The sequence below is a fragment of the Streptomyces sp. NPDC047917 genome (assembly GCF_043204345.1).
GTDB lineage: Bacteria > Actinomycetota > Actinomycetes > Streptomycetales > Streptomycetaceae > Streptomyces > Streptomyces sanglieri.
Window position 1 is genome coordinate 294,867 of record NZ_JBIDCA010000007.1, and the last position, 25,058, is coordinate 319,924.

The 25,058-nt window shown below is 71.4% G+C and carries 20 protein-coding genes; 15 read left to right on the top strand and 5 right to left on the bottom strand.

Annotated features, from left to right (window positions below; all coding sequences use genetic code 11):
* Window positions 1-11: 11 nt before the first annotated feature.
* The 6 genes from ACGF8B_RS19185 (at window position 12) to ACGF8B_RS19210 (ending at window position 8,521) form a co-directional block, all read left to right on the top strand.
* Window positions 12-3,326: a type 2 lanthipeptide synthetase LanM family protein gene (locus ACGF8B_RS19185; RefSeq protein ID WP_392739781.1), complete on the top strand. Its 3,315-nt coding sequence runs from the start codon at window positions 12-14 to the stop codon at window positions 3,324-3,326.
* Entirely contained in the window at window positions 3,320-3,832 is a 513-nt protein-coding gene (locus ACGF8B_RS19190) for a hypothetical protein (protein WP_392739782.1), read from the top strand. The genes ACGF8B_RS19185 and ACGF8B_RS19190 overlap by 7 nt, the downstream gene beginning before the upstream one ends.
* The gene (locus ACGF8B_RS19195) at window positions 3,829-5,976 is read left to right on the top strand and encodes a peptidase domain-containing ABC transporter (protein ID WP_392739784.1); all 2,148 of its coding nucleotides are present in this window, start codon (window positions 3,829-3,831) and stop codon (window positions 5,974-5,976) included. Before ACGF8B_RS19190 ends, ACGF8B_RS19195 begins: the two co-directional genes overlap by 4 nt.
* Before the next feature lie 52 nt (window positions 5,977-6,028).
* Window positions 6,029-6,544: a multidrug transporter gene (locus tag ACGF8B_RS19200; protein WP_392739786.1), complete on the top strand. Its 516-nt coding sequence runs from the start codon at window positions 6,029-6,031 to the stop codon at window positions 6,542-6,544.
* 88 nt (window positions 6,545-6,632) lie between these two features.
* The gene (locus tag ACGF8B_RS19205; protein WP_392739787.1) at window positions 6,633-7,643 is read left to right on the top strand and encodes an ABC transporter ATP-binding protein; all 1,011 of its coding nucleotides are present in this window, start codon (window positions 6,633-6,635) and stop codon (window positions 7,641-7,643) included.
* Window positions 7,640-8,521 carry an ABC transporter permease subunit gene (locus ACGF8B_RS19210; RefSeq protein ID WP_392739789.1) on the top strand — a complete coding sequence of 294 codons (882 nt, stop codon included), beginning with the start codon at window positions 7,640-7,642 and terminating at the stop codon, window positions 8,519-8,521. Before ACGF8B_RS19205 ends, ACGF8B_RS19210 begins: the two co-directional genes overlap by 4 nt.
* Window positions 8,522-8,567: 46 nt before the next feature.
* Here ACGF8B_RS19210 and ACGF8B_RS19215 read toward each other — a convergent pair whose 3' ends face one another.
* Window positions 8,568-9,356, bottom strand: coding sequence for a BTAD domain-containing putative transcriptional regulator (locus ACGF8B_RS19215; protein WP_392739791.1), 789 nt, complete (start codon window positions 9,354-9,356; stop codon window positions 8,568-8,570).
* A 637-nt stretch (window positions 9,357-9,993) separates the two neighbouring features.
* On the opposite strand from ACGF8B_RS19215, the gene ACGF8B_RS19220 reads away from it, so the two are divergent.
* The 8 genes from ACGF8B_RS19220 (at window position 9,994) to ACGF8B_RS19255 (ending at window position 19,622) form a co-directional block, all read left to right on the top strand.
* Window positions 9,994-10,803, top strand: a complete 810-nt coding sequence (locus ACGF8B_RS19220) for a TIGR03084 family metal-binding protein (RefSeq protein ID WP_392739792.1) — start codon at window positions 9,994-9,996, stop codon at window positions 10,801-10,803.
* A gap of 26 nt (window positions 10,804-10,829) precedes the next feature.
* A complete protein-coding gene (locus tag ACGF8B_RS19225) occupies window positions 10,830-12,545 on the top strand; it encodes an acyclic terpene utilization AtuA family protein (RefSeq protein ID WP_392739793.1) in 1,716 nt (571 codons plus the stop codon).
* Window positions 12,542-14,149 (top strand): acyl-CoA carboxylase subunit beta, encoded by a 1,608-nt coding sequence (locus ACGF8B_RS19230; protein WP_392739795.1) that lies wholly within the window; start codon window positions 12,542-12,544, stop codon window positions 14,147-14,149. Before ACGF8B_RS19225 ends, ACGF8B_RS19230 begins: the two co-directional genes overlap by 4 nt.
* A gap of 8 nt (window positions 14,150-14,157) precedes the next feature.
* Window positions 14,158-16,110: a biotin carboxylase N-terminal domain-containing protein gene (locus ACGF8B_RS19235; protein WP_392739797.1), complete on the top strand. Its 1,953-nt coding sequence runs from the start codon at window positions 14,158-14,160 to the stop codon at window positions 16,108-16,110.
* Window positions 16,107-17,279: an acyl-CoA dehydrogenase family protein gene (locus tag ACGF8B_RS19240; RefSeq protein WP_392739799.1), complete on the top strand. Its 1,173-nt coding sequence runs from the start codon at window positions 16,107-16,109 to the stop codon at window positions 17,277-17,279. The genes ACGF8B_RS19235 and ACGF8B_RS19240 overlap by 4 nt, the downstream gene beginning before the upstream one ends.
* A gap of 245 nt (window positions 17,280-17,524) precedes the next feature.
* Window positions 17,525-18,271, top strand: a complete 747-nt coding sequence (locus ACGF8B_RS19245; RefSeq protein WP_392739801.1) for an enoyl-CoA hydratase family protein — start codon at window positions 17,525-17,527, stop codon at window positions 18,269-18,271.
* On the top strand, window positions 18,259-18,852 hold the full coding sequence (locus tag ACGF8B_RS19250; protein ID WP_392739803.1) for a TetR/AcrR family transcriptional regulator: 594 nt from the start codon (window positions 18,259-18,261) through the stop codon (window positions 18,850-18,852). Before ACGF8B_RS19245 ends, ACGF8B_RS19250 begins: the two co-directional genes overlap by 13 nt.
* A 182-nt stretch (window positions 18,853-19,034) precedes the next feature.
* On the top strand, window positions 19,035-19,622 hold the full coding sequence (locus ACGF8B_RS19255) for a hypothetical protein (RefSeq protein ID WP_392739805.1): 588 nt from the start codon (window positions 19,035-19,037) through the stop codon (window positions 19,620-19,622).
* Window positions 19,623-19,691: 69 nt separating this feature from the next.
* Here ACGF8B_RS19255 and ACGF8B_RS19260 read toward each other — a convergent pair whose 3' ends face one another.
* The 4 genes from ACGF8B_RS19260 to ACGF8B_RS19275 all read right to left on the bottom strand — a co-directional run bounded on the left by ACGF8B_RS19260 (window position 19,692) and on the right by ACGF8B_RS19275 (window position 23,990).
* Window positions 19,692-20,336 carry a hypothetical protein gene (locus tag ACGF8B_RS19260; protein ID WP_392739807.1) on the bottom strand — a complete coding sequence of 215 codons (645 nt, stop codon included), beginning with the start codon at window positions 20,334-20,336 and terminating at the stop codon, window positions 19,692-19,694.
* 444 nt (window positions 20,337-20,780) lie between these two features.
* Window positions 20,781-21,431 carry an RloB family protein gene (locus tag ACGF8B_RS19265; RefSeq protein ID WP_392739809.1) on the bottom strand — a complete coding sequence of 217 codons (651 nt, stop codon included), beginning with the start codon at window positions 21,429-21,431 and terminating at the stop codon, window positions 20,781-20,783.
* Window positions 21,385-22,707 carry an ATP/GTP-binding protein gene (locus ACGF8B_RS19270; RefSeq protein ID WP_392739811.1) on the bottom strand — a complete coding sequence of 441 codons (1,323 nt, stop codon included), beginning with the start codon at window positions 22,705-22,707 and terminating at the stop codon, window positions 21,385-21,387. The genes ACGF8B_RS19265 and ACGF8B_RS19270 overlap by 47 nt, the downstream gene beginning before the upstream one ends.
* Before the next feature lie 173 nt (window positions 22,708-22,880).
* Window positions 22,881-23,990, bottom strand: a complete 1,110-nt coding sequence (locus ACGF8B_RS19275) for a citrate synthase 2 (protein ID WP_392739813.1) — start codon at window positions 23,988-23,990, stop codon at window positions 22,881-22,883.
* 220 nt (window positions 23,991-24,210) lie between these two features.
* Between ACGF8B_RS19275 and pdxH the strand changes: the two genes are divergently transcribed.
* Window positions 24,211-24,837, top strand: coding sequence for a pyridoxamine 5'-phosphate oxidase (pdxH, locus tag ACGF8B_RS19280; RefSeq protein WP_323186651.1), 627 nt, complete (start codon window positions 24,211-24,213; stop codon window positions 24,835-24,837).
* The last annotated feature ends 221 nt before the right edge of the window (window positions 24,838-25,058 follow it).

Consider the following 25,058-nt stretch of genomic DNA (forward strand, 5'->3'; position numbering starts at 1 on the left):
GGAAGAGCGGAATGCCTGACGTCGCAAGCGAGCACCCCACCAGCGGGTCGGCCGGGGCCCACCTCCCCTGGCACCGGGCCGCCACCCTGAGCGAAAGACTCGGCGGGACCCCGTCGCAGTCCGACCCGGTGCGAGGCGAGAAGCGCCTGGCCATGTGGCGGGAGCTGGCGCCGCTGACCGGTGAGCGCGCCACGCTGGACGCACGGCTCGCACCGCTGGGCGTCCGCGCCGACGAACTGGCCGCTCTGCTCGGCGAGAGCGACGAGTCCCTCGCCGCCCGTCTGGCGGACGAACCCGACTGGCACCGGGTGTTCAGGCGCTGGTGGGCCGAGGGCATGGCCACCACGGACGCCACCCGCCGACTCGACCCCGACATGGGCCTCCTGGAAGTGATCCGCCCCCTCGTGGAGGGCGCCGTCCACGAACTCGACGCGCTCGTCGAGGAACGCGTGCGGAACAGCGACGACCCCCTCATGGCCGACCCGGGCCACATCCTCGACGTCGTCCGCGCGACCGCCCCGGCCGCCGACCTGCTCGGCCATGTGCAGCGGACCCTCGTACTCGAACTCAACATCGCCCGCGTCGAGGACCGGCTCGGCGGTGAGACCTCCGAGGAGCGCTTCTCCTCGTACGTCGAACTGCTCCGCTCGGAGGGCAACGCCCTCGCGCTCTGGGACGAGTACCCGGTCCTGGCACGGCTGATCGTGACCCAGCTCCGCTTCTGGATCGACACGCGGGTCGAGCTGATCGAGGCGCTCGTCGCCGACCTCCCCGTACTGCGCGAGAGCCTGCTCGCCGCCCCGGGCCCCCAGCGGCTCGAACGCCTGGAGTTCGGGGCCGGCGACAAGCACCGGCGGGGCCGCTCCGTCGCCATGGTCGAGTTCGACACCGCCACCCTGGTCTTCAAGCCCCGCCCGCTGGCCATGGACACCGCCTTCGACGGGCTCCTGGACTGGGTCAACCAGCAGGGCGCCCCGCACGACCTGGCCCGGATCGGCATCGTGGACCGCGGCAGCCACGGGTGGGTCGAACAGGTCGACACCACCGCGACCACCGACGCCGAGGGCGGCGACCGCTACGCCTGGCGGCTCGGCGCGCTGACGTCACTCCTCTACCTGCTGCACGCAACGGACTTCCACTTCGAGAACGTGCTCGCCGCGGGCGAGTACCCGGTTCTCGTCGACCTGGAGGCGCTGCTGCACAACGACAAGACCGCGGCCGTCGTCAAGATCGACGGTGAGACGGACATCGCCGCGGTCACCCTCGCCGACTCCGTCCAGTCCGTGGGCATCCTCCCCAACCACCTGCTGGTGCGCGGCGAGGACGGCACCTTCGGCCTGGACGTCAGCGGACTGGCGGGCCACGGCGGGCAGTTGACCCCCATGCCGGTGCCCACCTGGGAGGACAGCGGAACCGACCGGATGCGGCTGGTCAAGCGCCGGATGGAGATGGACGCCGAGCGCAACCACCCGATGACCGCCGACGGCGAACCGATCGACCTGGTCGGCCGGGTCGACTCGTTCGTCGAGGGATTCACCCACGTCTACCGGCTGCTGGAAGCCGGCCGGGACGAACTCCTCGCCGAGCAGGGGCCGTTGACCCCCTTCGGTCTGGTCCGGACCCGGCTCATCGCCAGGCCGACCCACATCTACGGCCGGCTGCTGCTGGAGAGCACCCACCCGGACTTCATGCGCGACGGCCTCGACCACTCCCGCTCGCTCGCCCGGCTGGCGGGCGGACATGTCGAGATGCCGGAGTCCCGCATCGCGATGATCCTGGACGAGGTCGCCGAGCTCACCCTCGGAGACATCCCCATGTTCACCGTCGACGCGGATTCCGGGACCCTGCGCGGCGGACTGGACGGCCTGCCGATGGGTACCCGCTACCCGCCGCTGACCGCCGTACGCGAACGCCTCGTCGCCCTCGGCGACGCCGACCTCGCCTTCCAGGCACGGGTCATCCGCTCGTGCGTCGCCGCCACCGCCATGGGCGAGAGCGACGCCCGCTGGCCCAACTGGCACCGCCCCCGGCTGGACGGCGCGGCCGACCCCGGCGACTTCGCCGAGGAGGCCCTGCGCCTCGCGCACCGGCTGTCGGACCTGTGCATCCGCGACGAACACGGGCTGGGCTGGATCGGTCTCGACCTGGTCGACGAGAAGTACTGGCAGTACGCGCCCGCACCGATCGGCCTCTACACCGGGACCGCCGGCATCGCGCACGCCCTGGACGCCGTAGCGGCCGTGACCGGCGACGAACGGACCGGCGAGCTGGCCCAGGCCGCCTTCGACCAGGTGGCGAAGCGGTCGGTGCTCATCGCCGAGACACTGGCGAGCCTGGCGAAGAAGCCGGGAGCCGCGGAGTTCGGCATCGGCGCGTTCGGCCCGTTCGGCGGTGCCGTCTACGCCCTGGCGCACGCCGCCGTACGCCACGACCGGCCCGAGTACGCGGAAGCCGCCGCCGCCCTGCTGCCCGCCATCGACGAACTCGTCGACGAGGACCCCCTCCTGGACATCGTCTCCGGCTCCGCGGGCGCGATCCTCGCCCTCCTCTCGCTGGAGACCGCCCGGCCGGGCATCGGAGCGGCCCGGATCGCGGCGCGCTGCGCCGACCGCCTGCTGGCCACCCGGCAGGAACGCGGCGAGGGATGGGGCTGGGCCACCCCCATCAACCCCGAGGAGCCGCTCGCCGGCTTCTCGCACGGCGCCTCCGGCATCGCGTACGCGTTCGCCCGGCTCGACCGGGCCGCTCCCCGCCCGGAGTACAAGGAGGCCGTCCGGCACGCGCTCACGTACGAGCGGACCGCCTTCGACCCGGAGCTGCGCACCTGGCGCGACCTGCGGCCGGCCAACCTCGGCGGGCGTACGGTCATGAACGCCTGGTGCCACGGCGCCCCGGGCATCGCGATGGCCCGCAACGCCTTCCAGGAACTGGGCACCGTCCCGGACCTGGCCGACCTGATCGAGAGCGACCGGCACATGGCGGTCCTCGCCGCCATCTCGACCGGCCTCGACCTCGACCCGGTGTCCGGCCTCGGCAACCACAGCCTGTGCCACGGGGACATCGGCAATCTGCTCATCATCGACGAGAGCAGCAGGGCCGACCAGGAGCCGGAGGTCGCCGGTCTGCTGCCCCGGGTGTGGAACACGCTGCTGCACGAGGGCCGGGAGAACGGCTGGCTGTGCGGCGTCCCGAAGGGCGTGGAGACACCCGGTCTCATGACCGGTCTGGCCGGCATCGCCTGGGGACTGGCGCGCAAGGCCGCACCCGAGCAGGTGCCGGACCTGCTGACGCTCGCCGGTCCGGACACCCGGGGGAAGACGTGCTGAACGGCGGGTCCGCACCGGCGGCCCCGCCGGACGGCGCCCTCTCCGACGGCGTCTACCGGCCGAGCATGGTGGCGGCCTACCGCGCCAACCCGCGCGGTGCCGCCCGTACCGGCTTCCACCCCGAACAGATGCGGCCGCGGTGGCGATGGGCCCTGGCCGGGGCCCTGCTGCTCGCCGCCACGGTGGCGGCCGGCCTCCTGGTACGGGTGCCCGTCGGGCCGACCGGCACCCTGGCCGGCGTCAACGGACGCCAGGGCGTGCTCGCCTTCCCGGGCTTCGGCCCGCCGGCGAAGGGCACCGACGTCCTGCTGCGCGTGGACGGCCGGCCCGTGGAGGGCCGGGTGAAGGACTTCCAGACCGGTCAGGGCGGATCCCAGGTCACCATGGTGCTCGTCGAACTTCCCGGTGGCGTCGCCGGCGGACTGAAGGAAGGCGCGTCCGTGGTCCTCGACCAGGGCACCCGCCCACTGCTCATGGACATCTGGGACGGAAGGGGCGACCAGTGACCATCATCCGCCGCAGGGTGCCCGTGCGGTTGCAGTCCACCTCGGTCGAGTGCGGCGTCGCCGCACTCGCCATGGTGCTCGGCCACCACGGCCGCGCCACCACCGTCGCGGAGCTGCGCGACCGGATGGTGCTTTCGCGCGACGGGGCGAGCGCCGCGTCCATCGCCCGGCAGGCACGCGAACTGGGCCTGAAGGTACGGGCCTTCCGCGCGGAACCGGAGGCGCTGCGGGGGCTCGTCCTGCCGCTGATCGCGCACTGGGGCATGAACCACTTCGTCGTCATCGAGCGCTTCACCCGCCGCGGGGTCGACATCGTCGACCCCGCGTCCGGGCGCCGGCACATCAGCTACGCGGAACTGGACGCGTCCTTCACCGGAGTGGCGCTGGAGCTGGAGCCGACCGAGGAGCTCGAACGCCGTGAGGGCGCCGAGGCGGGACTGTGGTCCTTCGTCCGGCCCTTCCTGCCGCGCTCCGTGCCCGTCGTCTCCGGGGTCATCGGCGCCTCCGCCGCGCTCACGCTCCTCGGACTGCTCCCGGCCTTCCTCACGGCGTACATCGTCGACCGCGTCCTGCCGGGGCGCGGCGAGGACACCCTGCTCGTCCTGGCGGCCGGTCTCGTCGCGTACACCGTGAGCCACGGTCTGATGACGCTGGCCCGGGCCGAGCTGCTGCTGTGGCTGCAGACCCGGATGGACTGGTCGATGATGGGCACGTTCCTCAGACACCTGATGTCCCTGCCGTACAAGTTCTTCCAGCTGCGCACCGGGGGCGACCTGCTCGTACGGGTGTCGAGCATGACGTACGTCCGTGACGCCGTCTCCAGCCAGCTCCTGGCGGTCCTCCTGGACGTGGCCCTGCTCGGCGTCTACCTCGTGGTGATCGGCTTCAAGTCCCTGCTGTTCGTCGCCGCGATCCTCGCCGTCGCCACCGTCCAGCTCGTGATCATGTTCGCCTCGGCCCGGACCGCCCAGCGGCTGACCGAACGCGAACTCCAGGCACTCGGGGAGGCGCAGAGCACGCTCCTGGAAGCGGTGACCGGCGCCGAGACGGTCAAGTCCTCCGGCGCCGAACACGTCGTGGTGCGCCGGTGGTCGCAGAAGTTCACCGAGCAGCTGGAGTCCTCCGTACGCCGCAGCAGGCTGGACAACGCGATCGACGGCGTCCTCGGCATGCTGGGCACCGCGTCCCCGCTGCTCATGCTCGTACTCGGCGCCTACCTCGTCCTCAGCGACAACCTGTCGCTGGGAACGATGCTCGCGCTCATCGCCCTGGCCGGCTCCGCGCTCGCCCCGGTGGCCCAACTGGGCCGCAGCATCAAGACGTTCCAGACCATCCGGGTCCACCTCGACCGGCTGCGCGACGTGCTGAACGAACCCCCGGAGTCCCTGGGGCAGGGATCCGGGAAGGCGGACCTGAGCGAGCCGATCACCCTGACCGACGTCAGCTTCCGCTACTCCGGGGACGGGCCGGAGGCCCTGTCGGGCATCTCCCTCACCGTCCGGCCGGGCGAGAAGATCGCCATCGTCGGCAGCAGCGGTTCGGGGAAGTCCACCCTGGCCCGTCTCATCCTCGGGCTCTACGACCCGACGGACGGGGAGATCACCTACGGCTCCACCCCGCTCACCGAACTGGACCTCGGCCACCTGCGCCGCCAGTGCGGCGTCGTCACCCAGGACGCGGACATCTTCAGCGGCTCGGTGCTGACCAACATCGCGCTGGTCATGCCCGACGCGACCCTGGACGATGTCGTCGAGGCGGCCCGCCTCGCGGCGGTCCACGAGGACATCACACACATGCCGATGGGGTACGAGACGATCCTCGGCGAGGGCGGCAACGGCCTGTCCGGCGGGCAGCGGCAGCGGGTCGCCCTGGCCCGCGCCGTCGTGCACCGGCCGAGGGTGCTGCTGCTCGACGAGGCCACCAGCCACCTGGACGCGACCACCGAGGCGGTCGTGCACGAGAACCTCTCGGAACTCGACTGCACCCGCATCGTCATCGCGCACCGGCTGAGCACGGTCCGCGACGCCGACCGCATCCTCGTCATCGACCGCGGCCGGATCGTCGAGGACGGCGACCACGAGGAACTGGTCGCGCGAGGAGGTGCGTACGCCGCCCTCGTCGGCCAGCAACTGGTCCATGACTGACCGATTCCCGCGCACGTCCCCCGGGCCCGGGGCGGCACGCGATGCTGGGAGCATGACCCCTGCGACACGCTCCCGGCCGGCGCTGCTGAGGCGACTGCGCACGCTGACCCTTCTGGAGGCGGCGAACATCGCACTGATCGGCTGGGCGGTGTTCGTGGCCCTCGGCGCACCCTTCAGCACCGCGAACACGGTGGGCTTCGCCCTGGTGGCCGGGCTCCTGCTCATCGGGTCCGGGTACTGGGCACTGAAAGCACGTCAACTGCGCACCGGAGCACGGAGACCGCCCGCGATCGGGGTGTTCGGTCCGCTCCGGCCGCTGTGCGCCCTGGCCCTGGCGGCCGGCCTCGCGGTCATGGTCCCGGCCCTCCCGGGACGGCCGCCGTCCGAGTGGGCGCCCGGCCTCGTGCTGTACGCCCTCGGTCTGGCGGAGTACGTCAACTACTTCCACCGGCAGCTGATGCACGACACCGCGGCGGACTGGCGCAGGCTGCTGCGCACTCGCCGACTGCGCAGATCGCACCTGGCGGAGGACCTGCGCGCCCACCGCGACCGGCACGTACGGACCTGACGGCCTGCACGCACGATTCCAGCGGCCCCCGACGCCCGTGCCCGTGACGCCCGGCACGGCAGCCGCGCGAACGTAAGGAACAGAGTTCATGACCCCACCGGAAGCGCCGGAAGCGAAGGAAGCGCCGGACGCGAAGGACGCGAAGGACGCGAAGGACGCGAAGGACGCGCAGGGCCGGGCCGACGGACGGCCGATCGAGTTCCGCGGCCTGTCGAAGCGGTACCGCGACAACAGATGGGCCGTGCGGGACCTGTCCTTCACGGTCGCGCCCGGACGCGTCACCGGCTTCCTCGGCCCCAACGGGGCGGGCAAGACGACGACGCTCCGGATGCTCCTCGGCCTCACCGCCCCGACGTCCGGCACCGCGACCGTCGGCGGACAGCCGTACCGGGACCTGGCACAGCCGCTCAGAACCGTCGGCGCGATGCTCGACGAGTCCGGCACCCATCGCAGGCGGACCGGCCGTGACCATCTGCGTGTGCAGTGCGCGGCGACGGGCCTGCCGGCCCGCCGGGCCGACGAGGTGCTCGACCATGTCGGACTGGCCCAGGCGGGCGGACGGCGGTACGGGGAGTACTCGCTCGGCATGCGGCAACGCCTCAACCTCGCCCAGGCGCTGCTCGGCGATCCACCCGTCCTGATCCTCGACGAACCCTCCAACGGGCTCGACCCCGAAGGGATCGCCTGGATGCGCGCCCTGCTGCGGACGCTGGCCGCCGAAGGCCGCACGGTGCTCGTTTCCAGCCACCTCATATCCGAGGTCGAGCAGACCGCCGACGATCTCGTGATCATCAGTCAGGGGCGGCTGGTGGCCGAAGGGTCGAGCCGGGAGATCGTCGCCCGGGTACGGGGCGAGGCCCGGGTACGGGTCCGCGTCTCACGGCCCGGGGAACTGGCGGCGGCGCTCACCTCGACGGGAGCGGCCGTGACGCGTCCGCCGGACGGGGACGGCCTGCTGGTCGTGAGCGGCCTCGGGACCGGCGCGGTGGCCGCGGCGGCCGCCGCCCACGGCGGGGAACTGTACGAACTCGCCGAGGACGCGCCCGATCTGGAACAGGCGTTCCTGCGGCTCACGCAAGGAAAGGCGGAGATCCGATGAGGGGGCTGATCGGCAGCGAGCTGCTCAAGCTCCGTACGCTGCCCACCTGGTGGATCGCCGGCGCGGCGATGGCCGCGGTGGCGGTGCTGCTGGCGCTGTGGAACAGCTGGCAGGCCCACACCTTCATGCAGCCGTTCGAGGACTATCTGGCAGGGGCGATCCTGACCCCCCGCGAGGACATGTCCGCCGAGCAGGTCGGCACGATGCGTGACCTCTGGGAGACCCAGTCGGCCCCCGGCCGCATCGCCGCGACCCTCTACACCTCCGGGCAGACCCTCGGCCTGCTGCTGGCGGGCGTGCTGGCCATCCTGCTGGTGACCAACGAGTACCAGTACCGGACCCTGACGGCCACGTTTCTCGCGGCGCCCCGCCGGGGCCGGGTCGTCACGGCCAAGCTCGTCGTCGTGCTCATCTCCTCGGCCGGGCTGTGGCTGGCGGCCACGGTGGGAAGCCTCGTGGTCGGTGGGATCTTCCTGACGTCCCAGGGCACCGGTCTCGGGCTCGGGAGCGGGGACGTGCTCGGCGCGGTTCTGCTGAACCTGGCCGCCTACCTGGTGTGGGGCGTGTTCGGCTTCGGCCTCGGGGTGCTCATCCGCAGCCAGACCGCCGCCACCGTCACCGCGGCGGTGCTGTACTTCCTGTCCTCGGTCGTCGTCGCGTTCGCCTTCCAGGTAGTGCACGACATGGTCCTGGAGGAGGACTGGGTGCTCCAGGCCCAGGTGCTGCTGCCCGGAGTGGCGTCCCAGATCATGACCACGCCCGGTGAGCTCTTCGCCGGGGCCCCCGCGCCCTGGACGGGCGCCGCGGTACTCGTCGCCTACAGCCTGGTCGGCGGCCTCACCGGAACGCTGCTGCTGCTCCGGCGGGACGTGACCTGAGTCCGGTGGCCGGACGGCCACCGGACCCGGCCGCGAGACCTCCGCGTCAGGAAGAAGGACGCGGAGGTCTTCGGCATTGGCACCGCTCCGCGGAGTCCTGGGTCCGGGACGCGACGAGCCGCATGGCCTCCTCACGGTCCCAGTTGAGCGCCGCCGACCGCATGGCCTCGATACCGGGAGGCAGATCGAGCCCCAGATCCTCCGCGAACAGCTTCTGGCAGCGGTTGACCACCGACAGCGTGCTGACGGTGTCGCCGTGCAGGCAGTGCACCGCCGCGAGCAGCTCCCACAGGTGCTGGCGGTAGGGGGCCTCGGCGATCACGCTCTCGATGCGGTAGGCCAACATGGTGGTGCGGCCGGCGAGGACGGACGCGGTGAAGAGGTCCTGATAGGCGTCCAGCCGGGCGTTGTTGAGCCCCGCGATGTGGGCGTTGAACCACCGGGTGGGCGGGAGGTCCTGTCCGAAGGGACCGCTCCAGAGGCCCACGGCCTGCTCCAGTGCGTCGACCGCCGACTTGTGGGAGCCGTGTATCAGCCAGTTCCGGCCACGCTGGACCGCGGCGGTGAACCGGGGCAGGTCGAACTCGTCGGGTGCGATCTCCAGTCCGTACCCGCACTGGGCGCCGCGGTAGGTCCGCATCCGGTCGCCGAGTCCGGGCTCGACCTCGTCGAGATCCCGGCGCAGTCCCGTCACATGACTGCGGAGGTTCGCCGTGGCCGAAACCGGCGGGTCGTCCCAGAGGATCTCGCTGAACTCCGCGATGCCGATGGGCCGTCCGTAGCGGAGCAGGCAAGCGGTGAGGACCGCGCGCCGGACGGGTGAGGTGACCGACATGGTCCTGCCGTGGACCGAGAGCTGCCCGAGGACGCCGAAGCGCGGATCAGGGCGTTCGTCGTGGGTTTCGGGCGGTGTAGCTGAGGTGGGGAGGCCGGCTGGGGCCGGCTCGTTCCCGACGGCGTGGGGAGCGGATCCGTCGGGAGGATCGGTCTGTGGGGACTGGATCAACAGGAGTCCTCTCACAGATACGCAGTGAGAGGCGTGCCGGTGGTGAGCCGCGGAACCTCGGTTGTCCGATTCTCGCCGCCGACCCGGGCAGAGAGGAGGACCCTTCGTTCGATGTCCGGCGAGATCCTGCTCAAGTGCGTCATATCGTCTCCTGCGTGGTCAGGGCAGGGGGAACGCACATAGGCGTCAGTCTTTTGTTCCCCCGTTGGAACTGCGTTCACGCTTTCAGAGGGAATGAGATCCGGCTAGTAGCAGCGCGTAATTGACTTGAATCCTGCGGTTGGCAGTCTTCCGAACGGTGCTACTGGGAGGTAGGATCCTGCGCTTCCGTTCATGGAGGCCCGGCCGATCGGTTCCCGCCAAATCGAGGCAGTTCTGCGACGGCAAATCATGCAAGCGTGCTTGATTGTTTATTGGCCCGCTGCCATGCTCCTGGGCACACCGCCACGCCCCGAGGGAGTGCACCGTGTCCGATGCATCGGCCGTGACCGTCGCCGTACTCGACGACCTGCGTCAGGAGAGCGAGGAACTCGACCGGTTGGTCGCCGGGGTGGACGCGGCCCACTGGGCGCGGCCGACCCCGGCCGAGGGGTGGACCGTCGCCCATCAGATCGCGCACCTGAACTGGACCGACGAGGTCGCCCTGATCGCCGTCACCGAACCGGACGCCTTCGCCGCCGAGGTCGAGAAGGCGCTCGCGCACCCCGAGACGTTCGTCGACGAGGCCGCCGGGGAGCTCGTCGCGCTGCTGCCGCCCGAGGAACTGCTCGTCCGGTGGCGCGAGGGCCGGGCCCGGCTGCACGCGGCCCTGGCCGCGGCCCCGCCGGGCGTGAAGTTCCCCTGGTACGGGCCGCCGATGAGCGTCGCGTCCATGGCGACCGCCCGGATCATGGAGAGCTGGGCGCACGGCCAGGACATCGCCGACGCCCTCGGGGTCACCAGGCCCCCCACCGCCCGGCTGCGGCACGTCGCCCGGATCGGGGTACGGGCCCGCGACTACGCCTATCTGGTACGGGGGATCCAGGCGCCCAAGGAGGAGTTCCGGGTCGAACTGCACACCGCTGACGGGGAGTTGATCGCCTTCGGGGCGCCGGACGCACCGCAGCGCGTCAGCGGGCCGCTCGTCGACTTCTGTCTCCTCGTCACCCAGCGCGCGCACCGCGACGACCTCGCCGTACTGGCCGTCGGCCCGGACGCCGACCAGTGGCTCGACATCGCCCAGGCGTTCGCCGGACCCGCCGGACCGGGCCGCGCACCCCGGGGTGAGGGCGAGTGACCGCCCACACCCCGGAGGGAGGCCGAGTGACCGCGCCGCTGCGGATCGGCAACGCCTCCGGGTTCTACGGCGACCGCTTCGACGCCGTGCGCGAGATGCTCACCGGCGGCCCCCTCGACGTCCTCACCGGGGACTACCTGGCCGAGCTGACCATGCTCATCCTCGGCCGGAGCAGGCTCAAGGACCCGAAGCGCGGCTACGCCACCACCTTCCTGCGCCAGCTCGAAGAGGGGCTCGGCCTCGCCCACGAGCGCGGGGTCAGGATCGTCGCCAACGCGGGCGGCCTCAACCCGGCCGGACTGGCCGACGCGGTACGGGAGTTGGCGGCGAAGGTCGGCGTCCCGGTGCGGGTCGCCCATGTGGAGGGCGACAGCCTGCCCGTGCCCGAGGGGTTCCTCACCGCCAACGCCTACCTCGGCGGCGCCGGGATCGCCGCCTGCCTCACCGCCGGCGCGGACATCGTCGTCACCGGACGGGTCACCGACGCGGCCCTCGTCACCGGGCCCGCCGCCGCCCACTTCGGCTGGGGCCCCGACGACCTCGACGCGCTCGCCGGGGCCGTCGTCGCCGGACACGCACTGGAGTGCGGAACCCAGGCCACCGGCGGCAACTACTCCTTCTTCCGGGGTCACGACCTGCGCCGTCCCGGCTTCCCCGTCGCCGAGATCCACGCCGACGGCTCGTCCGTCATCACCAAGCACGACGGCACCGGCGGGCTCGTCGACCTCGGCACCGTCACCGCCCAACTGCTGTACGAGACCGGCGGCGCCCGGTACGCCGGACCGGACGTCACCGCCCGGCTCGACACCGTACGGCTGACCCAGGACGGACCCGACCGGGTCAGGATCTCCGGCGTACGCGGCGAGGCCCCGCCCCCCACTCTCAAGGCCGGGCTGAACCGGCTCGGCGGCTGGCGCAACGAGGTCGTCTTCGTGCTCACCGGACTCGACATCGAGGCCAAGGCCCGGCTGGTGCGCGAGCAGTTCGCGGACGCGCTCGCCCGCTCCGGCGCCGAACCGGACGAGGTGCGGTGGGAGCTGGCCCGGACCGACCGGGCCGACGCCGCCACCGAGGAGAGCGCGAGCGCCCTGCTCCGGCTCGTCGTCCGCGATCAGGACCAGGAGACGGTCGGGCGCGCGGTCTCCGGCGCCGCGATCGAGCTCGCCCTCGGCAGCTACCCCGGCTTCCACGTCACCGCCCCGCCCGGCAAGGGTGCCCCGTACGGGGTGTTCGAGGCCCGGTACGTACCGGCCGGCGAGGTCCCGCACATCGCCGTACTCCCCGACGGGCGCCGGGAGCACCTGGCACCCCCCGCGACGACACGGCCGCTCCGGGACGTCGCCGAACCGCCGCTGCCCGAACCCCTGCCGGACCCCGGTCCCACCCGGTCCGCCCCGCTCGGCCGGATCGCGGGCGCCCGCAGCGGCGACAAGGGCGGCGACGCCAACGTGGGGGTGTGGGCCGTCGACGACGACGCCTGGCGGTGGCTGGCCCACGAACTGACCGTCGAACGGTTCCGGGAACTGCTCCCGGAGACCGCCGCCCTCACCGTCGTACGCCACCTCCTGCCGAATCTGCGCGCCCTGAACTTCACCGTGCACGGGCTGCTCGGCGAGGGCGTCGCCGCCCAGCACCGGTTCGACCCGCAGGCCAAGGCGGTGGGGGAGTGGCTGCGCTCCCGGCACCTGCCCATTCCCGTATCGCTGCTGGAGACCGCCCACGCACCGGAGGCGCACGCATGACCGTCCTGCCCACCGCGCTCGACATCGCGAGCCCCGAATACGCCGCCAACCGCACCGCCATGCTCGCCAAGCTCGACGAACTGGCCGGCGAGCACCTCAAGGCGCAGGCGGGCGGCGGCGAGAAGTACGTGGCGCGGCACCGCTCGCGCGGCAAGCTCCTGGCCCGCGAGCGGATCGAGCTGCTGATCGACGAGGACACCCCGTTCCTGGAGCTGTCGCCGCTCGCCGCCTGGGGCAGTGAGGCCCCCGGGTACACGGTCGGCGCCTCGCTCATCACCGGGATCGGGGTGATCGAGGGCGTCGAGTGCCTGATCACCGCCAACGACCCGACCGTACGTGGCGGCGCCTCCAACCCCTGGACCCTCAAGAAGGCGCTGCGGGCCAACGAGATCGCCTTCGCCAACCGGCTGCCCTGCGTCAGCCTGGTGGAGTCCGGCGGCGCCGATCTGCCCTCCCAGAAGGAGATCTTCATCCCCGGCGGGGCACTGTTCCGCGACATCACCCGGCTCTCGGCGGCCGGCATCCCGACGGTCGCCGTGGTCTTCGGTAACTCCACAGCCGGCGGGGCCTACGTCCCCGGCATGTCCGACCACACCGTCATGATCAAGGAACGGTCCAAGGTCTTCCTCGGCGGACCGCCCCTGGTCAAGATGGCGACCGGTGAGGAGAGCGACGACGAATCGCTCGGCGGCGCCGAGATGCACGCCCGCACTTCCGGACTCGCCGACCACTTCGCCGTCGACGAGCAGGACGCGCTGCGCCAGGCCCGCCGGATCGTCGCCCGCCTCAACTGGCGCAAGGCACACACCGATCCGGGCCCCGCCGAGCCGCCCAAGTACGACGAGGACGAGCTGATCGGCATCGTGCCCGGCGACCTGAAGGTGCCCTTCGACCCGCGCGAGGTCATCGCCCGGCTCGTCGACGGCTCCGACTTCGACGCGTTCAAACCGCTCTACGGGACCAGCCTGGTCACCGGGTGGGCCAGGCTGCACGGATACCCCGTCGGTATCCTCGCCAACGCGCAGGGCGTGCTGTTCAGCGAGGAGTCGCAGAAGGCCGCCCAGTTCATCCAGCTCGCCAACCAGCGCGACATCCCGCTGCTCTTCCTCCACAACACCACCGGCTACATGGTCGGCAAGGAGTACGAACAGGGCGGCATCATCAAGCACGGCGCGATGATGATCAACGCGGTGTCCAACTCGAAGGTCCCGCACCTGTCCGTACTGATGGGCGCCTCCTACGGCGCCGGGCACTACGGCATGTGCGGCCGGGCCTACGACCCGCGCTTCCTCTTCGCCTGGCCCGGCAGCAAGTCCGCCGTCATGGGCCCGCAGCAGCTCGCCGGGGTGCTCTCCATCGTCGCCCGCGCCTCCGCCGCCGCGAAGGGACAGCCGTACGACGACGAGGCCGACGCCGCACTGCGCGCCATGGTCGAGCAGCAGATCGAGTCCGAGTCGCTGCCCATGTTCCTGTCCGGGCGGCTGTACGACGACGGGGTCATCGACCCGCGCGACACCAGGACCGTCCTCGGAATGTGCCTGTCCGCGATCCACACCGCCCCGGTCGAAGGCGCCCGCGGCGGCTTCGGCATCTTCCGGATGTGAGGACGACCATGATCAGCACCCTCCTCGTCGCCAACCGGGGCGAGATCGCCTGCCGGATCTTCCGCACCTGCCGGGCGCTCGGCATCGCCACCGTCGCCGTGTACTCCGACGCGGACGCCGACGCCCTGCACGTACGGGAGGCGGACACCGCCGTACGGCTGCCCGGCGCCGCCCCGTCCGACACCTACCTCCGCGCCGACCTCGTCGTCGCCGCCGCGCTCGCGGCCGGTGCCGACGCCGTCCACCCCGGCTACGGATTCCTCTCCGAGAACGCCGGATTCGCCCGCGCCGTGCAGGACGCCGGACTCCTCTGGGTGGGCCCACCGGTCAAGGCCATCGAGCTGATGGCGTCCAAGACCCGCGCCAAGGAACTGATGGCCGCCGCCGGGGTGCCGCTGCTCGCCCCCGTCGACCCGGCCGAGGCCACCGCCGACGACCTGCCGCTGCTGCTCAAGGCGGCGGCCGGCGGCGGCGGACGCGGAATGCGGATCGTACGCGAACTCACCGAACTACCCGCTGAGTTGACGGCCGCGACCATGGAGGCGGCATCCGCGTTCGGGGACGGCGAGGTCTTCGCCGAGCCGTACGTGGAGCGCGGCCGGCATGTCGAGGTCCAGGTCATGGCCGACGGACACGGCGGGGTCTGGGCGCTCTCCACCCGCGACTGCTCGCTCCAGCGACGCCATCAGAAGGTCATCGAGGAAGCCCCCGCCCCCGGACTCGACGACGCGCTGCGCACCCGGCTGCACGACGCCGCCGTGGCCGCCGCGCACGCCGTCGGCTACCGGGGCGCGGGCACCGTCGAATTCCTGCTCGCCCCGGACGGACGCCCCTTCTTCCTGGAGATGAACACCCGCCTCCAGGTCGAACACCCCGTCACCGAAGCCGTCTTCGGCCTCGACCTCGTCGCCCTCCAGCTCCGCATCGCCGAAGGCGAACCCCTGCCCGCCACCGCACCCCCCGCACCGCACGGCCACGCCGTCGAGGCCCGCCTCTACGCTGAGGACCCCGCCCACGGCTGGCAGCCCCAGACCGGCACACTGCACACCTTCCACATACCCGACGAGCCAGGACTGCGCCTCGACACCGGGTACACCGACGGCGACACCATCGGCGTCCACTACGACCCGATGCTCGCCAAGGTCGTCGCCCACGCCCCCACCCGCACCGAAGCCGTACGCCTGCTCGCCCGCGCCCTGGAACGCGCCCGCATCCACGGCCCGGTCACCAACCGCGACCTGCTCGTACGTTCCCTGCGCCACCCCGACTTCCTCGCCACCCGCCTCGACACCGGCTTCTACGACCGCCACCTCGACGCCCTCACCCCGGCCCCCGACGCAGCGGATTCGCGTCGCGCCGCCCTGGCCGCCGCCCTCGCCGACGCCGCCGCCCGGCAGCACGCACCCGGCCCCGGCCCGGCCCGCTTCGGCGCCTGGCGCAACATCTCCTCCCAGCCCCGGACCAAGCGCTACCGCGCCGAACCCGACGGCACCGAACACGAGGCGGCCTACCGCACCACCCGCACCGGCCCCGCCCCCGAGACCGGCGAACGCGTCATCGCCGCCCGCCCCGACCGCGTCACCCTCGAAACCGGCGACGGCCTCACCCGCCACTTCGACATCGCCGTCCACGGCGACAAGGCGTACGTGGACACCGCCACCGGCTCGTACACCCTCACCGCCCTGCCCCGCTTCACCGACCCCACCGACCGCACCGAACCCGGCTCCCTGCTCGCCCCCATGCCCGGCACCGTCGTCCGCCTCGCGGACGGGCTCGCCGAAGGGGCGGCGGTCCGGGCCGGACAGCCACTGATCTGGCTGGAGGCGATGAAGATGGAACACCGCATCCTCGCCCCCGCGTCCGGCACCCTCACCGCGCTCCACGCCGCACCCGGCCTCCAGGTGGAGGTCGGCGCCCTGCTCGCCGTCGTGCAAGACGTACAGGAGGAACCGAAGCAATGAGCACCGTCCTCGAAACCGAAGAGCACCAGGCACTGCGCGCCGCCGTCGCCGCCCTCGGCAAGCGCTACGGACGCGACTACATGACCTCCGTCGTACGCGACGGCGCCCACCCGCACGAACTGTGGGCCGAGGCCGCCAAGCTCGGCTACCTCGGCGTGAACCTCCCCGAGGAGTACGGCGGCGGAGGCAGCGGAATGGCTGAACTCTCCATCGTCCTGGAGGAGTTGGGCGCCGCCGGAAGCCCGCTGCTGATGATGGTGGTCTCCCCGGCGATCTGCGGCACCGTCATAGCCCGCTTCGGCACCGACGTCCAGAAGCGGCAGTGGCTCCCCGGCCTCGCCGACGGCAGCCTCACCATGGCCTTCGGCATCACCGAACCCGACGCCGGATCCAACTCCCACCGCATCACCACCACCGCCCGCAGGGACGGCTCCGGCGCGGACGCCGACTGGCTGCTCACCGGCCGCAAGGTCTTCGTCTCCGGCGTCGACATCGCCGACGCCACCCTCGTCGTCGGCCGCACCGAGGACGCCAGGACCGGCAAGCTCAAGGCCTGCCTCTTCATCGTCCCCCGCGATGCCCCCGGCTTCGGCCGCTCGCAGATCGACATGGAACTCCAGGCCCCGGAGAAGCAGTTCGAACTGGTCCTCGACGACGTACGCCTGCCCGCCGACGCCCTCGTCGGCGACGAGGACGCCGGACTCCTCCAGCTCTTCGCCGGGCTCAACCCCGAACGCATCATGACCGCCGCCTTCGGCATCGGCATGGGCCGCTACGCCCTCGCCCGCGCCGTCGAATACGCCAAGACCCGCCAGGTGTGGAAGGAACCCATCGGCTCCCACCAGGCCATCGCCCACCCGCTCGCCCAGGCCCACATCGAACTCGAACTGGCCCGGCTGATGATGCAGAAGGCCGCCAGGCTCTACGACGACGGCGACGACATCGGCGCCGGCGAGGCCGCCAACATGGCGAAGTACGCGGCCGGCGAAGCCTGCGTCAAGGCCGTCGACCAGGCCGTGCACACCCTGGGCGGCAACGGCCTCACCCGCGAATACGGCCTCGCCTCCCTCATCACCGCGGCCCGCGTCGCCCGGATCGCCCCCGTCAGCCGGGAAATGATCCTGAACTACGTCTCCCACCAGTCCCTGGGGCTGCCCAAGTCGTACTGAGCCGGGACACCCTGTCCCTCCACGCCGCGGCTGCGGCGGTGTGGAGGGCCCGCCAAGAGGTTCACAACCCCTGCTGCCGGCCCATGACCGCTCGCGAGGCGCCGGGAAGCGGGGTGCCCGAAACCGGGGCGCCCGAAAGCGGGGCGCCCGAAAGCGGGGCCACTGAAATCATGCAAGCGTGCTTGATTGTTCCTGCTCCCGCTGCCACGCTCGACGCGACATCCCCGCAGCAAGGAGAGTGACCGATGAGCCGGCTCGCCCCACCCACCCACGACCGGGGCATCACCACCCTCACCCTCGACTCGCCCGCCAACCGCAACGCGCTCTCCGCCGCCCTGGTCGGCGAGCTCGCCACCGCCCTGGACGACTGCGCCGCCGACGACACCGCACGAGCCGTCGTCCTCACCCACACCGGCAACACCTTCTGCGCCGGAGCCGACCTCACCGCACCGCCCGAGCCGCACGCCCTCGTCGCCCTGATGCGGCGGATCATCGCCCTCCCCAAACCCGTCGTCGCCCGGGTCACCGGCCACGTACGCGCGGGCGGCCTCGGCCTGCTCGGCGCCTGCGACATCTCCGCGGCCGGCCCCGGAGCCACCTTCGCCCTCACCGAATCCCGGCTCGGCCTCGCCCCCGCCGTCATCTCCCTGCCCCTGCTGCCCCGCACCGACCCGCGCGCCGCCGCCCGCTACTACCTCACCGGCGAACGCTTCGACGCCGCCGAAGCCGCCCGCATCGGCCTGATCACACTCGCCACCGGGCCCACCGAGGACATCGACACGGCACTCGCCCCCGTCCTGGACGGGCTGCGCAAGGCGTCGCCCCAGGGGCTGACGGCATCGAAGGAGCTGGTCACGGCTAATGTGCTGAAGAATTTCGACCAGCATGCCGAAGACCTCATCGCCCGCTCGGCGGCCCTCTTCGCCTCCGCCGAGGCACGGGAAGGAATGACGGCCTTCCTCGAACGACGGGAGCCCGCATGGGCGCTGTGACGCCCCCCACCGACCGGACCCCCAAGCAGGACCGCAGCCGGGCCACCCGCCGCGGACTCCTCGAAGCGGCCGTCGCCTGCCTCGCCGAACACGGCTGGGCGGGCTCCACCGTCTCCGTCGTCGCCGAACGCGCGGGCGTCTCACGGGGCGCCGCCCAGCACCACTTCCCCACCCGCGAGGACCTGTTCACCGCAGCAGTCGAATACGTCGCCGAGGAACGCTCCGCCGCCCTGCGCGCCCTGCCCGTCCAGGGCCGCACGGACGTCGTCGCCGCCCTCGTCGACCTCTACACCGGCCCGCTCTTCCGCGCCGCCCTCCAGCTCTGGGTCGCCGCCTCCAACGAACCGCAGCTGCGCCCCCGCGTCACCGAACTCGAAGCCCGTGTCGGCCGCGAGACCCACCGCATCGCCGTCGAACTGCTCGCCGCCGACGAGACGAGACCCGGCGTACGCGAAACCGTCCAGGGCCTCCTCGACATGGCCCGCGGTCTGGGCCTGGCCAACGTCCTCACCGACGACACGGCCCGGCGGCGCAGGGTCGTGGCGCAGTGGGCCGCGCTGGTGGAGGACGCGCTGGGGTGAGGGCTTCTGCTACGCCGGACCACCGACGGCGAGCGCCGGACACCACGTGTATGCGATGCTGCGAGCTCAGGCCCTCAGGCCCTCAGGCCCGAAGACGCCCTGGGTCTGTTGGACTGTCCGCCGGGAGAGCGATGAGCACTGCACACGTGGGCCGCTGAGGAACCGGGGGAATCAGGGGAATCATGGGGGACTACTTCCAGACGATCGTCGACCTCGACGCCACCGAGCGGGACGCGCAGGAGCTCGGAGCCCGGATCCTGGACTGGCTGATCGCGGACGGGATCGTGGCGGCCGAGCGCACCGACTGCGTCCTGGACGGAGACGGATACGGTCACGCCCCCGGCCCGCACTTCACCAGGGCCGTCGATGACCCGGACCCGGTCGACCTGTGGAGCAACGGGTTTCACGTCCAGACCGGCCGTACGGTCTTCGACAGTGGCCAGGGAGACGCGGGCGCGGCCACCTGCCCGCTCTGCCGGACCGAGATCCGGCTGGTCGACGAGGTGTGGGAGCCCATCGAGTCAGCCTGGGATCCCTTCAAGGGGCGGTTCCAGGACTGGGCCGAGGACGGTGGCGAAGGGATCGTGCACTGCCCGTCCTGCGCCCGACCGTCCGGGATCGACCGGTGGAGCTGGGAGGACGACTACTACGCGTGCGGGCACCTCGGGTTCACGTTCTGGGGCTGGGCGGAGCTCACGTCCGACTTCACCCGGGAGATCGGCCGCAGACTGGGCGGCCACCGCACCGTGCTCCTCGCCGGGAAGCTGTAGCGCGTGGGCCGCGGGCCGGGCGTGCCGTCAGGGACGGGATGCCCGGCCCGCTGACACGGGAACGGCTGATCAGTTGGTCCAGAGGACCGGGCTGTCGCGGTACGCGTCACCCTCCTCGAACGAGGCGACCGCGATGGGATCGGTCTTCGTGGCGCTGAGCGAGCAGGTCTCGTACGACGCGCCCTTGGTGGTGAAGTCGCGGGGCGCCGCCTCGCTGTCGCACTTGCCCTGGATGTCGCCGATCAGAATGACGCCTGTGGGGGCGCCGCCTTCCAGCTTGCCGCGCAGCCTCAGCGACGCGTACGACAGGTCGGTCCCGCCGACGTTCTCCACCTTCATCCGGATGTAGTAGGGCGTCATGCCCTTCGCCTTGGCACCGAATGCGGCCATGTCGGCCTCGGCGCCCTTCTCGATCGCCGTGACGGTCACGGCGACGGTGCCCTTCTTGGTGGTCCCGTACTTGAACGGCAGGACCGCCCGGTCACCGATCTTGAACTTCGTGCCCGGTGCGGCGACGTCACCACCGGCCGGAGCGGCGGCGTCGTCGCTGGGGTCCGTGGACGGGCTCTTGGCGCCCGGGTCGGACGACGCCGGGGCGGAGGCCGACGGCGATTCCTGCGCCGGTGCCGCGTCCTCGCCGTCGTTGCAGGCCGTGAGCCCGAGCGTCAGAGTGGTGAGGGCGACTGCGGAGACGATGCGTCCCTTGTGTGTCATTTTGACCTAACTGGCAGTGAGGGTTGCCCATACGGCAGCCGGAACGTTCAACTGGGCGAAGCGCCCGGCCGTGTGACCGGACACGTCGGCGCAGCACGACGACGGCGGTGCGTCAACGAGGCGCGCCACGACGCCCTCTCAGACTGAGGCGGGAATGACACAGACTCGCCACAGGAACGGCACAGGCCCGGCACAGGGCGCGCGGGGTGCGGCACAGGCACGGCGCAGGGCGCGCGGGGTGCGGCACAGGCACGGCAGGGGGTGCGGCGAGGGGTGTTGCCGCAGGCATTGCACAGGGCGCGCGGGGGCGCGGCACAGGTGCGTGACGGGCGCGGCACGGCTCGGCTCGGCACGGCTCGGAGGGTGTGGCTCCCGCGGCCTGCCCCGCCGAACACGGCACGGACGGGAGTGCCGCGGCGTCTCCCGTCCGTGCGGACCCGGGCCTCAGTTCCCCAGATCGGCCGGCTGGTCGTACCCCGCCGGACCGCCGATGGCGAGGGCGAGCTGCCACATGCCGGTGGAGGGGTTCACCTTCGGCTCGTCGCCCTCCGGAGCCAGACCTTTCGCGCGGCGGACGGCTTCGGGCCAGGTGTTTTCGTAGAGACGGAAGTCGAGGCGGGTCTTGCTGTACCCGCCCGGCGCGTGCTTGTCCAGGTGCGGCACGAGATGGGCGTACGACGGGGCATGGCCGCGGTGGTCGGCGAAGTGCAGCAACAGCCACAGCTCAAAGCATGGATTGGACAGTGCGATACCGATGCCGTGGTGGTCCGCTTCGGTCACGGTCTGATCGATGTCCGTGAACTCGTCGACGTCGAAGACGCACCACGCCCGGTCGTATTCGTCGGCCGCCGAAGCGAGCAACTTCACTGTGTGCGAAACGACCTGGGAAGGTGCCTTGGGGTGTTCGAGGATCTTGACCGAAACGGCCGGATTTCTGACAGAGGACTTGAGCCCCCGCACATAGTCCCGTTCCGTCACCTTGGTGCCGCAAACGACCAGTAATCGCTGTCGCGTGACGCGATTCCCGGTCCTCCTGCCGAGCCGGGAATCAAAAGAGGGACGGTTCTGTCCGCTCGGCTTCGGTGCCCTCGCCATCCTGCTCCCCCCGGCCCGCCAGCGCCCTGGCGAAACTGTCGTCGATGAACGGCACGCCGCCGTAACTGCCGCCCAGGTAGCGGCGCTCGTGGTTCTCCCCGATGCGCGGCTTGAACTCCGACAGGGCGAACAACTCCGTCTCCCCGTGGCGATTCTTCTCCAGGAACCACACCTGGTCCCGCTTGAGAATGTCCTCTCCGCCCATGCGGCCCAGCAGGCTGGCATCGTGGGTGGTGAAGACCAGTTGCGCTCCGTGCGGGTTGGTGGCCGGGTCCTGGAAGAGGCCGATGAGCTGCGCGGTGAGCAGCGGGTGGAGACTGGAGTCGATCTCGTCCACGACGAAGGTGCCGCCCCGCCGAAGGACCGACATGAACCGTGGGGCCTGTTCCAGCAGCGCCCGGGTCCCGGCGGACTGCTCGTGCAGGTCCATCCGCACCACGCCGGTACGACCGCGATGTCCGAGCCAGGGCCGCAGGTGTTCTTGCGGGCCCTCTTCCTCCAGCCTGGCGAGCAGGCGCGCCGGAAGGCGTCCGCCGTACCGCTGTCGCAGCGCGTCCTCGTCCAGGAGCACACGCTCCGTGCCGCACTCCTCGATGCCCAGGTCGGCCGCGCGCAGGAGAGCCATCAGCTCGGGATGACGTTCCGGGCTCTCCAGCATCCGGGCCATGTCGGAGCCGGCGAGGCGTCCCGGTCCCTGTCGGCCGAACCTCAAGTCCGTCAGGAACCAGTCGTAGACCGGGCGGAAGTCCAGCTGCCTGGAACGTGCCGCCATGGTCAGGAACAGCACATTGGGTTCGGTGATGTTCTCGACCAGTTCGAGTTCGCGCTTGGCCTGTGAGTCGCCCGGCTGTACGTCGCCGTCCGGCCGTTCGAAGATCTTGCGCTTCTTCCCGTGCGGATAGCTGTAGAGCCATTCGTCCAGAACCCGCTCGTCGTCGACGCTGAATCCGTAGGTGAAGCGGACACCGTCGAGCAGCAGATCCACCACGTACCAGGAAGGCTCGTCGAGTGCGGCGGTGTCCAGACGGAAGGGACGGCGCGTGACACCGTCGTCGGGCTCCGCGTCACGGTGCGAGTTCACCACCATCCGGGCCATGTATTCCAACGCGCCGAGCAGATTCGACTTGCCGGCCGCGTTGGCGCCGAAGAGGCCCGCCACGGGAACGGCCTGCCAGTCCGTGCCGGAAGGCCTGTCCGCGTCGTAGGCGGGGTGAAGCTGAAGTTCTTGCTCTTCCCGGATCGAGCGATGATTCGACACCCTGAAGTTCAGCAGCACGTGAGCCCTCCCCCCAGCGATTCAGTGGGACTGTGCGCAAGTGAATCGCGAGTACAGGAAGCTGGCAACCCGTTACGAGGAATACCGGGCGTCACGGGTGGTGATTCCACTCGAACGGGAGCCGAGGCCGAAGGAGAGAACCCGTCCCCCGGCCCCGGAGCCGAGCCGAGCTCTCAGTTCCCCAGATCCGCGAGCTGGTCGTACCCCTCGATCTCCCGCGGATCCCGCGAGCCCGGACCCACGTAACGCGCCGAGGGACGCACCAGCCGCCCCGTCCGCTTCTGCTCCAGGATGTGCGCCGACCAGCCCGCCGTACGCGCACACGTGAACATCGACGTGAACATGTGCGCCGGAACCTCCGCGAAGTCCAGCATGATCGCCGCCCAGAACTCCACGTTCGTCGCCAGCACCCGGTCCGGGCGCCGCGCGTGCAGCTCCTCCAGCGCGGCCTTCTCCAGCGCCTGCGCCACCTCGAAGCGCGGCGCGCCCAACTCCTCGGCCGTACGCCGCAGCACCCGCGCCCGCGGGTCCTCCGCCCGGTAGACCCGGTGCCCGAAGCCCATCAGCCGCTCGCCCCTGTCCAGGGCCTTCTTCACGTACGCGGTGGCATCACCGGTCCGCTCGATCTCCTCGATCATCCCGAGCACCCGGGACGGCGCACCACCGTGCAGCGGCCCCGACATCGCGCCCACCGCACCCGACAGCGCCGCCGCCACATCGGCGCCGGTCGACGCGATGACCCGGGCGGTGAACGTCGAGGCGTTCATGCCGTGCTCGGCGGCCGACGTCCAGTACGCGTCCACGGCCTTCACGTGCCTCGGGTCCGGCTCGCCGCGCCAGCGGATCATGAACCGCTCCACCACGGAACCGGCCTTGTCGATCTCGCTCTGCGGAACCATCGGCAGCCCCTGCCCGCGCGCCGACTGGGCGACGTACGACAGCGCCATCACGGCGGCCCGCGCCAGGTTGTTGCGGGCCGTCTCCTCGTCGATGTCGAGCAGCGGCTTCAGCCCCCACACGGGGGCGAGCATCGCCAGCGCGGACTGCACATCGACCCGGATGTCCCCGGAGTGCACCGGGATCGGGAACGGTTCGGCCGGCGGCAGACCGGGGTTGAACGCCCCGTCGACCAGCAGGCCCCAGACGTTGCCGAACGACACATGGCCGACGAGATCCTCGATGTCGACACCCCGGTAGCGGAGCGCACCGCCTTCCTTGTCCGGTTCGGCGATCTCCGTCTCGAACGCGACGACTCCCTCTAGTCCCGGTACGAAGTCGGACATGGCGGCTCCCTCGGTCGACGGCTCTGCGCGGGCCACAGTGGCCTGCCTCAGATACTGGCGGGTCACCCGGGACCCGGGGAAGCGTGACATCCGGCACAGCACCCCGAATCGGCCCCGCCCCACAACACCCCTCCTTGCCGGGCCGGTCCTGCCCCTGCGGCAGGATGACCCCGTGCCCACCGCAGATTCCCCCTCCGATTCCACCACCGATCCGGCCGCGATGCGCGAGCAGTACCGCTCCGAGGGCTTCACCGAGGACACGCTGGCCGCCGACCCGATGCAGCAGTTCGCCCATTGGTTCCGGCAGGTCGCCGTCGGCGGGCTGCTCCACGAGCCCAACGCCATGGTGGTCTCCACCGCCACCCCCGAGGGCCGCCCGTCCTCGCGCACCGTGCTGCTGAAGAAGTACGACGAGCGCGGCTTCGTCTTCTTCACCAACTACGAGTCCCGCAAGGGCCGCGAACTGACCGCCAACCCGTACGTCTCGCTGCTCTTCCCCTGGCACCCGATGGCCCGCCAGGTCATCGTCACCGGCCGCGCGGACCGCACCGGCCGCGACGAGACGGCCGCCTACTTCCGCACCCGCCCGCACGGCTCCCAGCTGGGCGCCTGGGCGAGCCCCCAGTCCACGGTGATCGGCTCCCGCGACGAACTGCTCGCCCGCTACGAGGAGCTCGCGGCCCGCTACCCCGAGGGCGAACAGGTCCCCGCGCCCCCGAACTGGGGCGGCTTCCGCGTCGTCCCCGACACGATCGAGTTCTGGCAGGGCCACGAGAACCGGCTGCACGACCGGCTGCGCTACGTACGCGAGGGCGATCAGTGGCGCGTCGAGCGCCTGTGCCCGTAGCAGCCCAGCCCCATCCGGACATGCAGAGACCCGCAGGCTCTGGACCCTCCTTGCGGAGGAGCCGGCCGGACTTACCGGCGAGCCTGCGGGTCGGTGACTGCATTGGGATTGGCCGATGACCGGCCTGCACTGCAAAGTGCGCGACAACGGGCGTCAGCCCGCAGCCACCTCACGAGTCCGAGAAGAAATCACTTCTGGAACACCTCCTTTCGCGTGTGGCA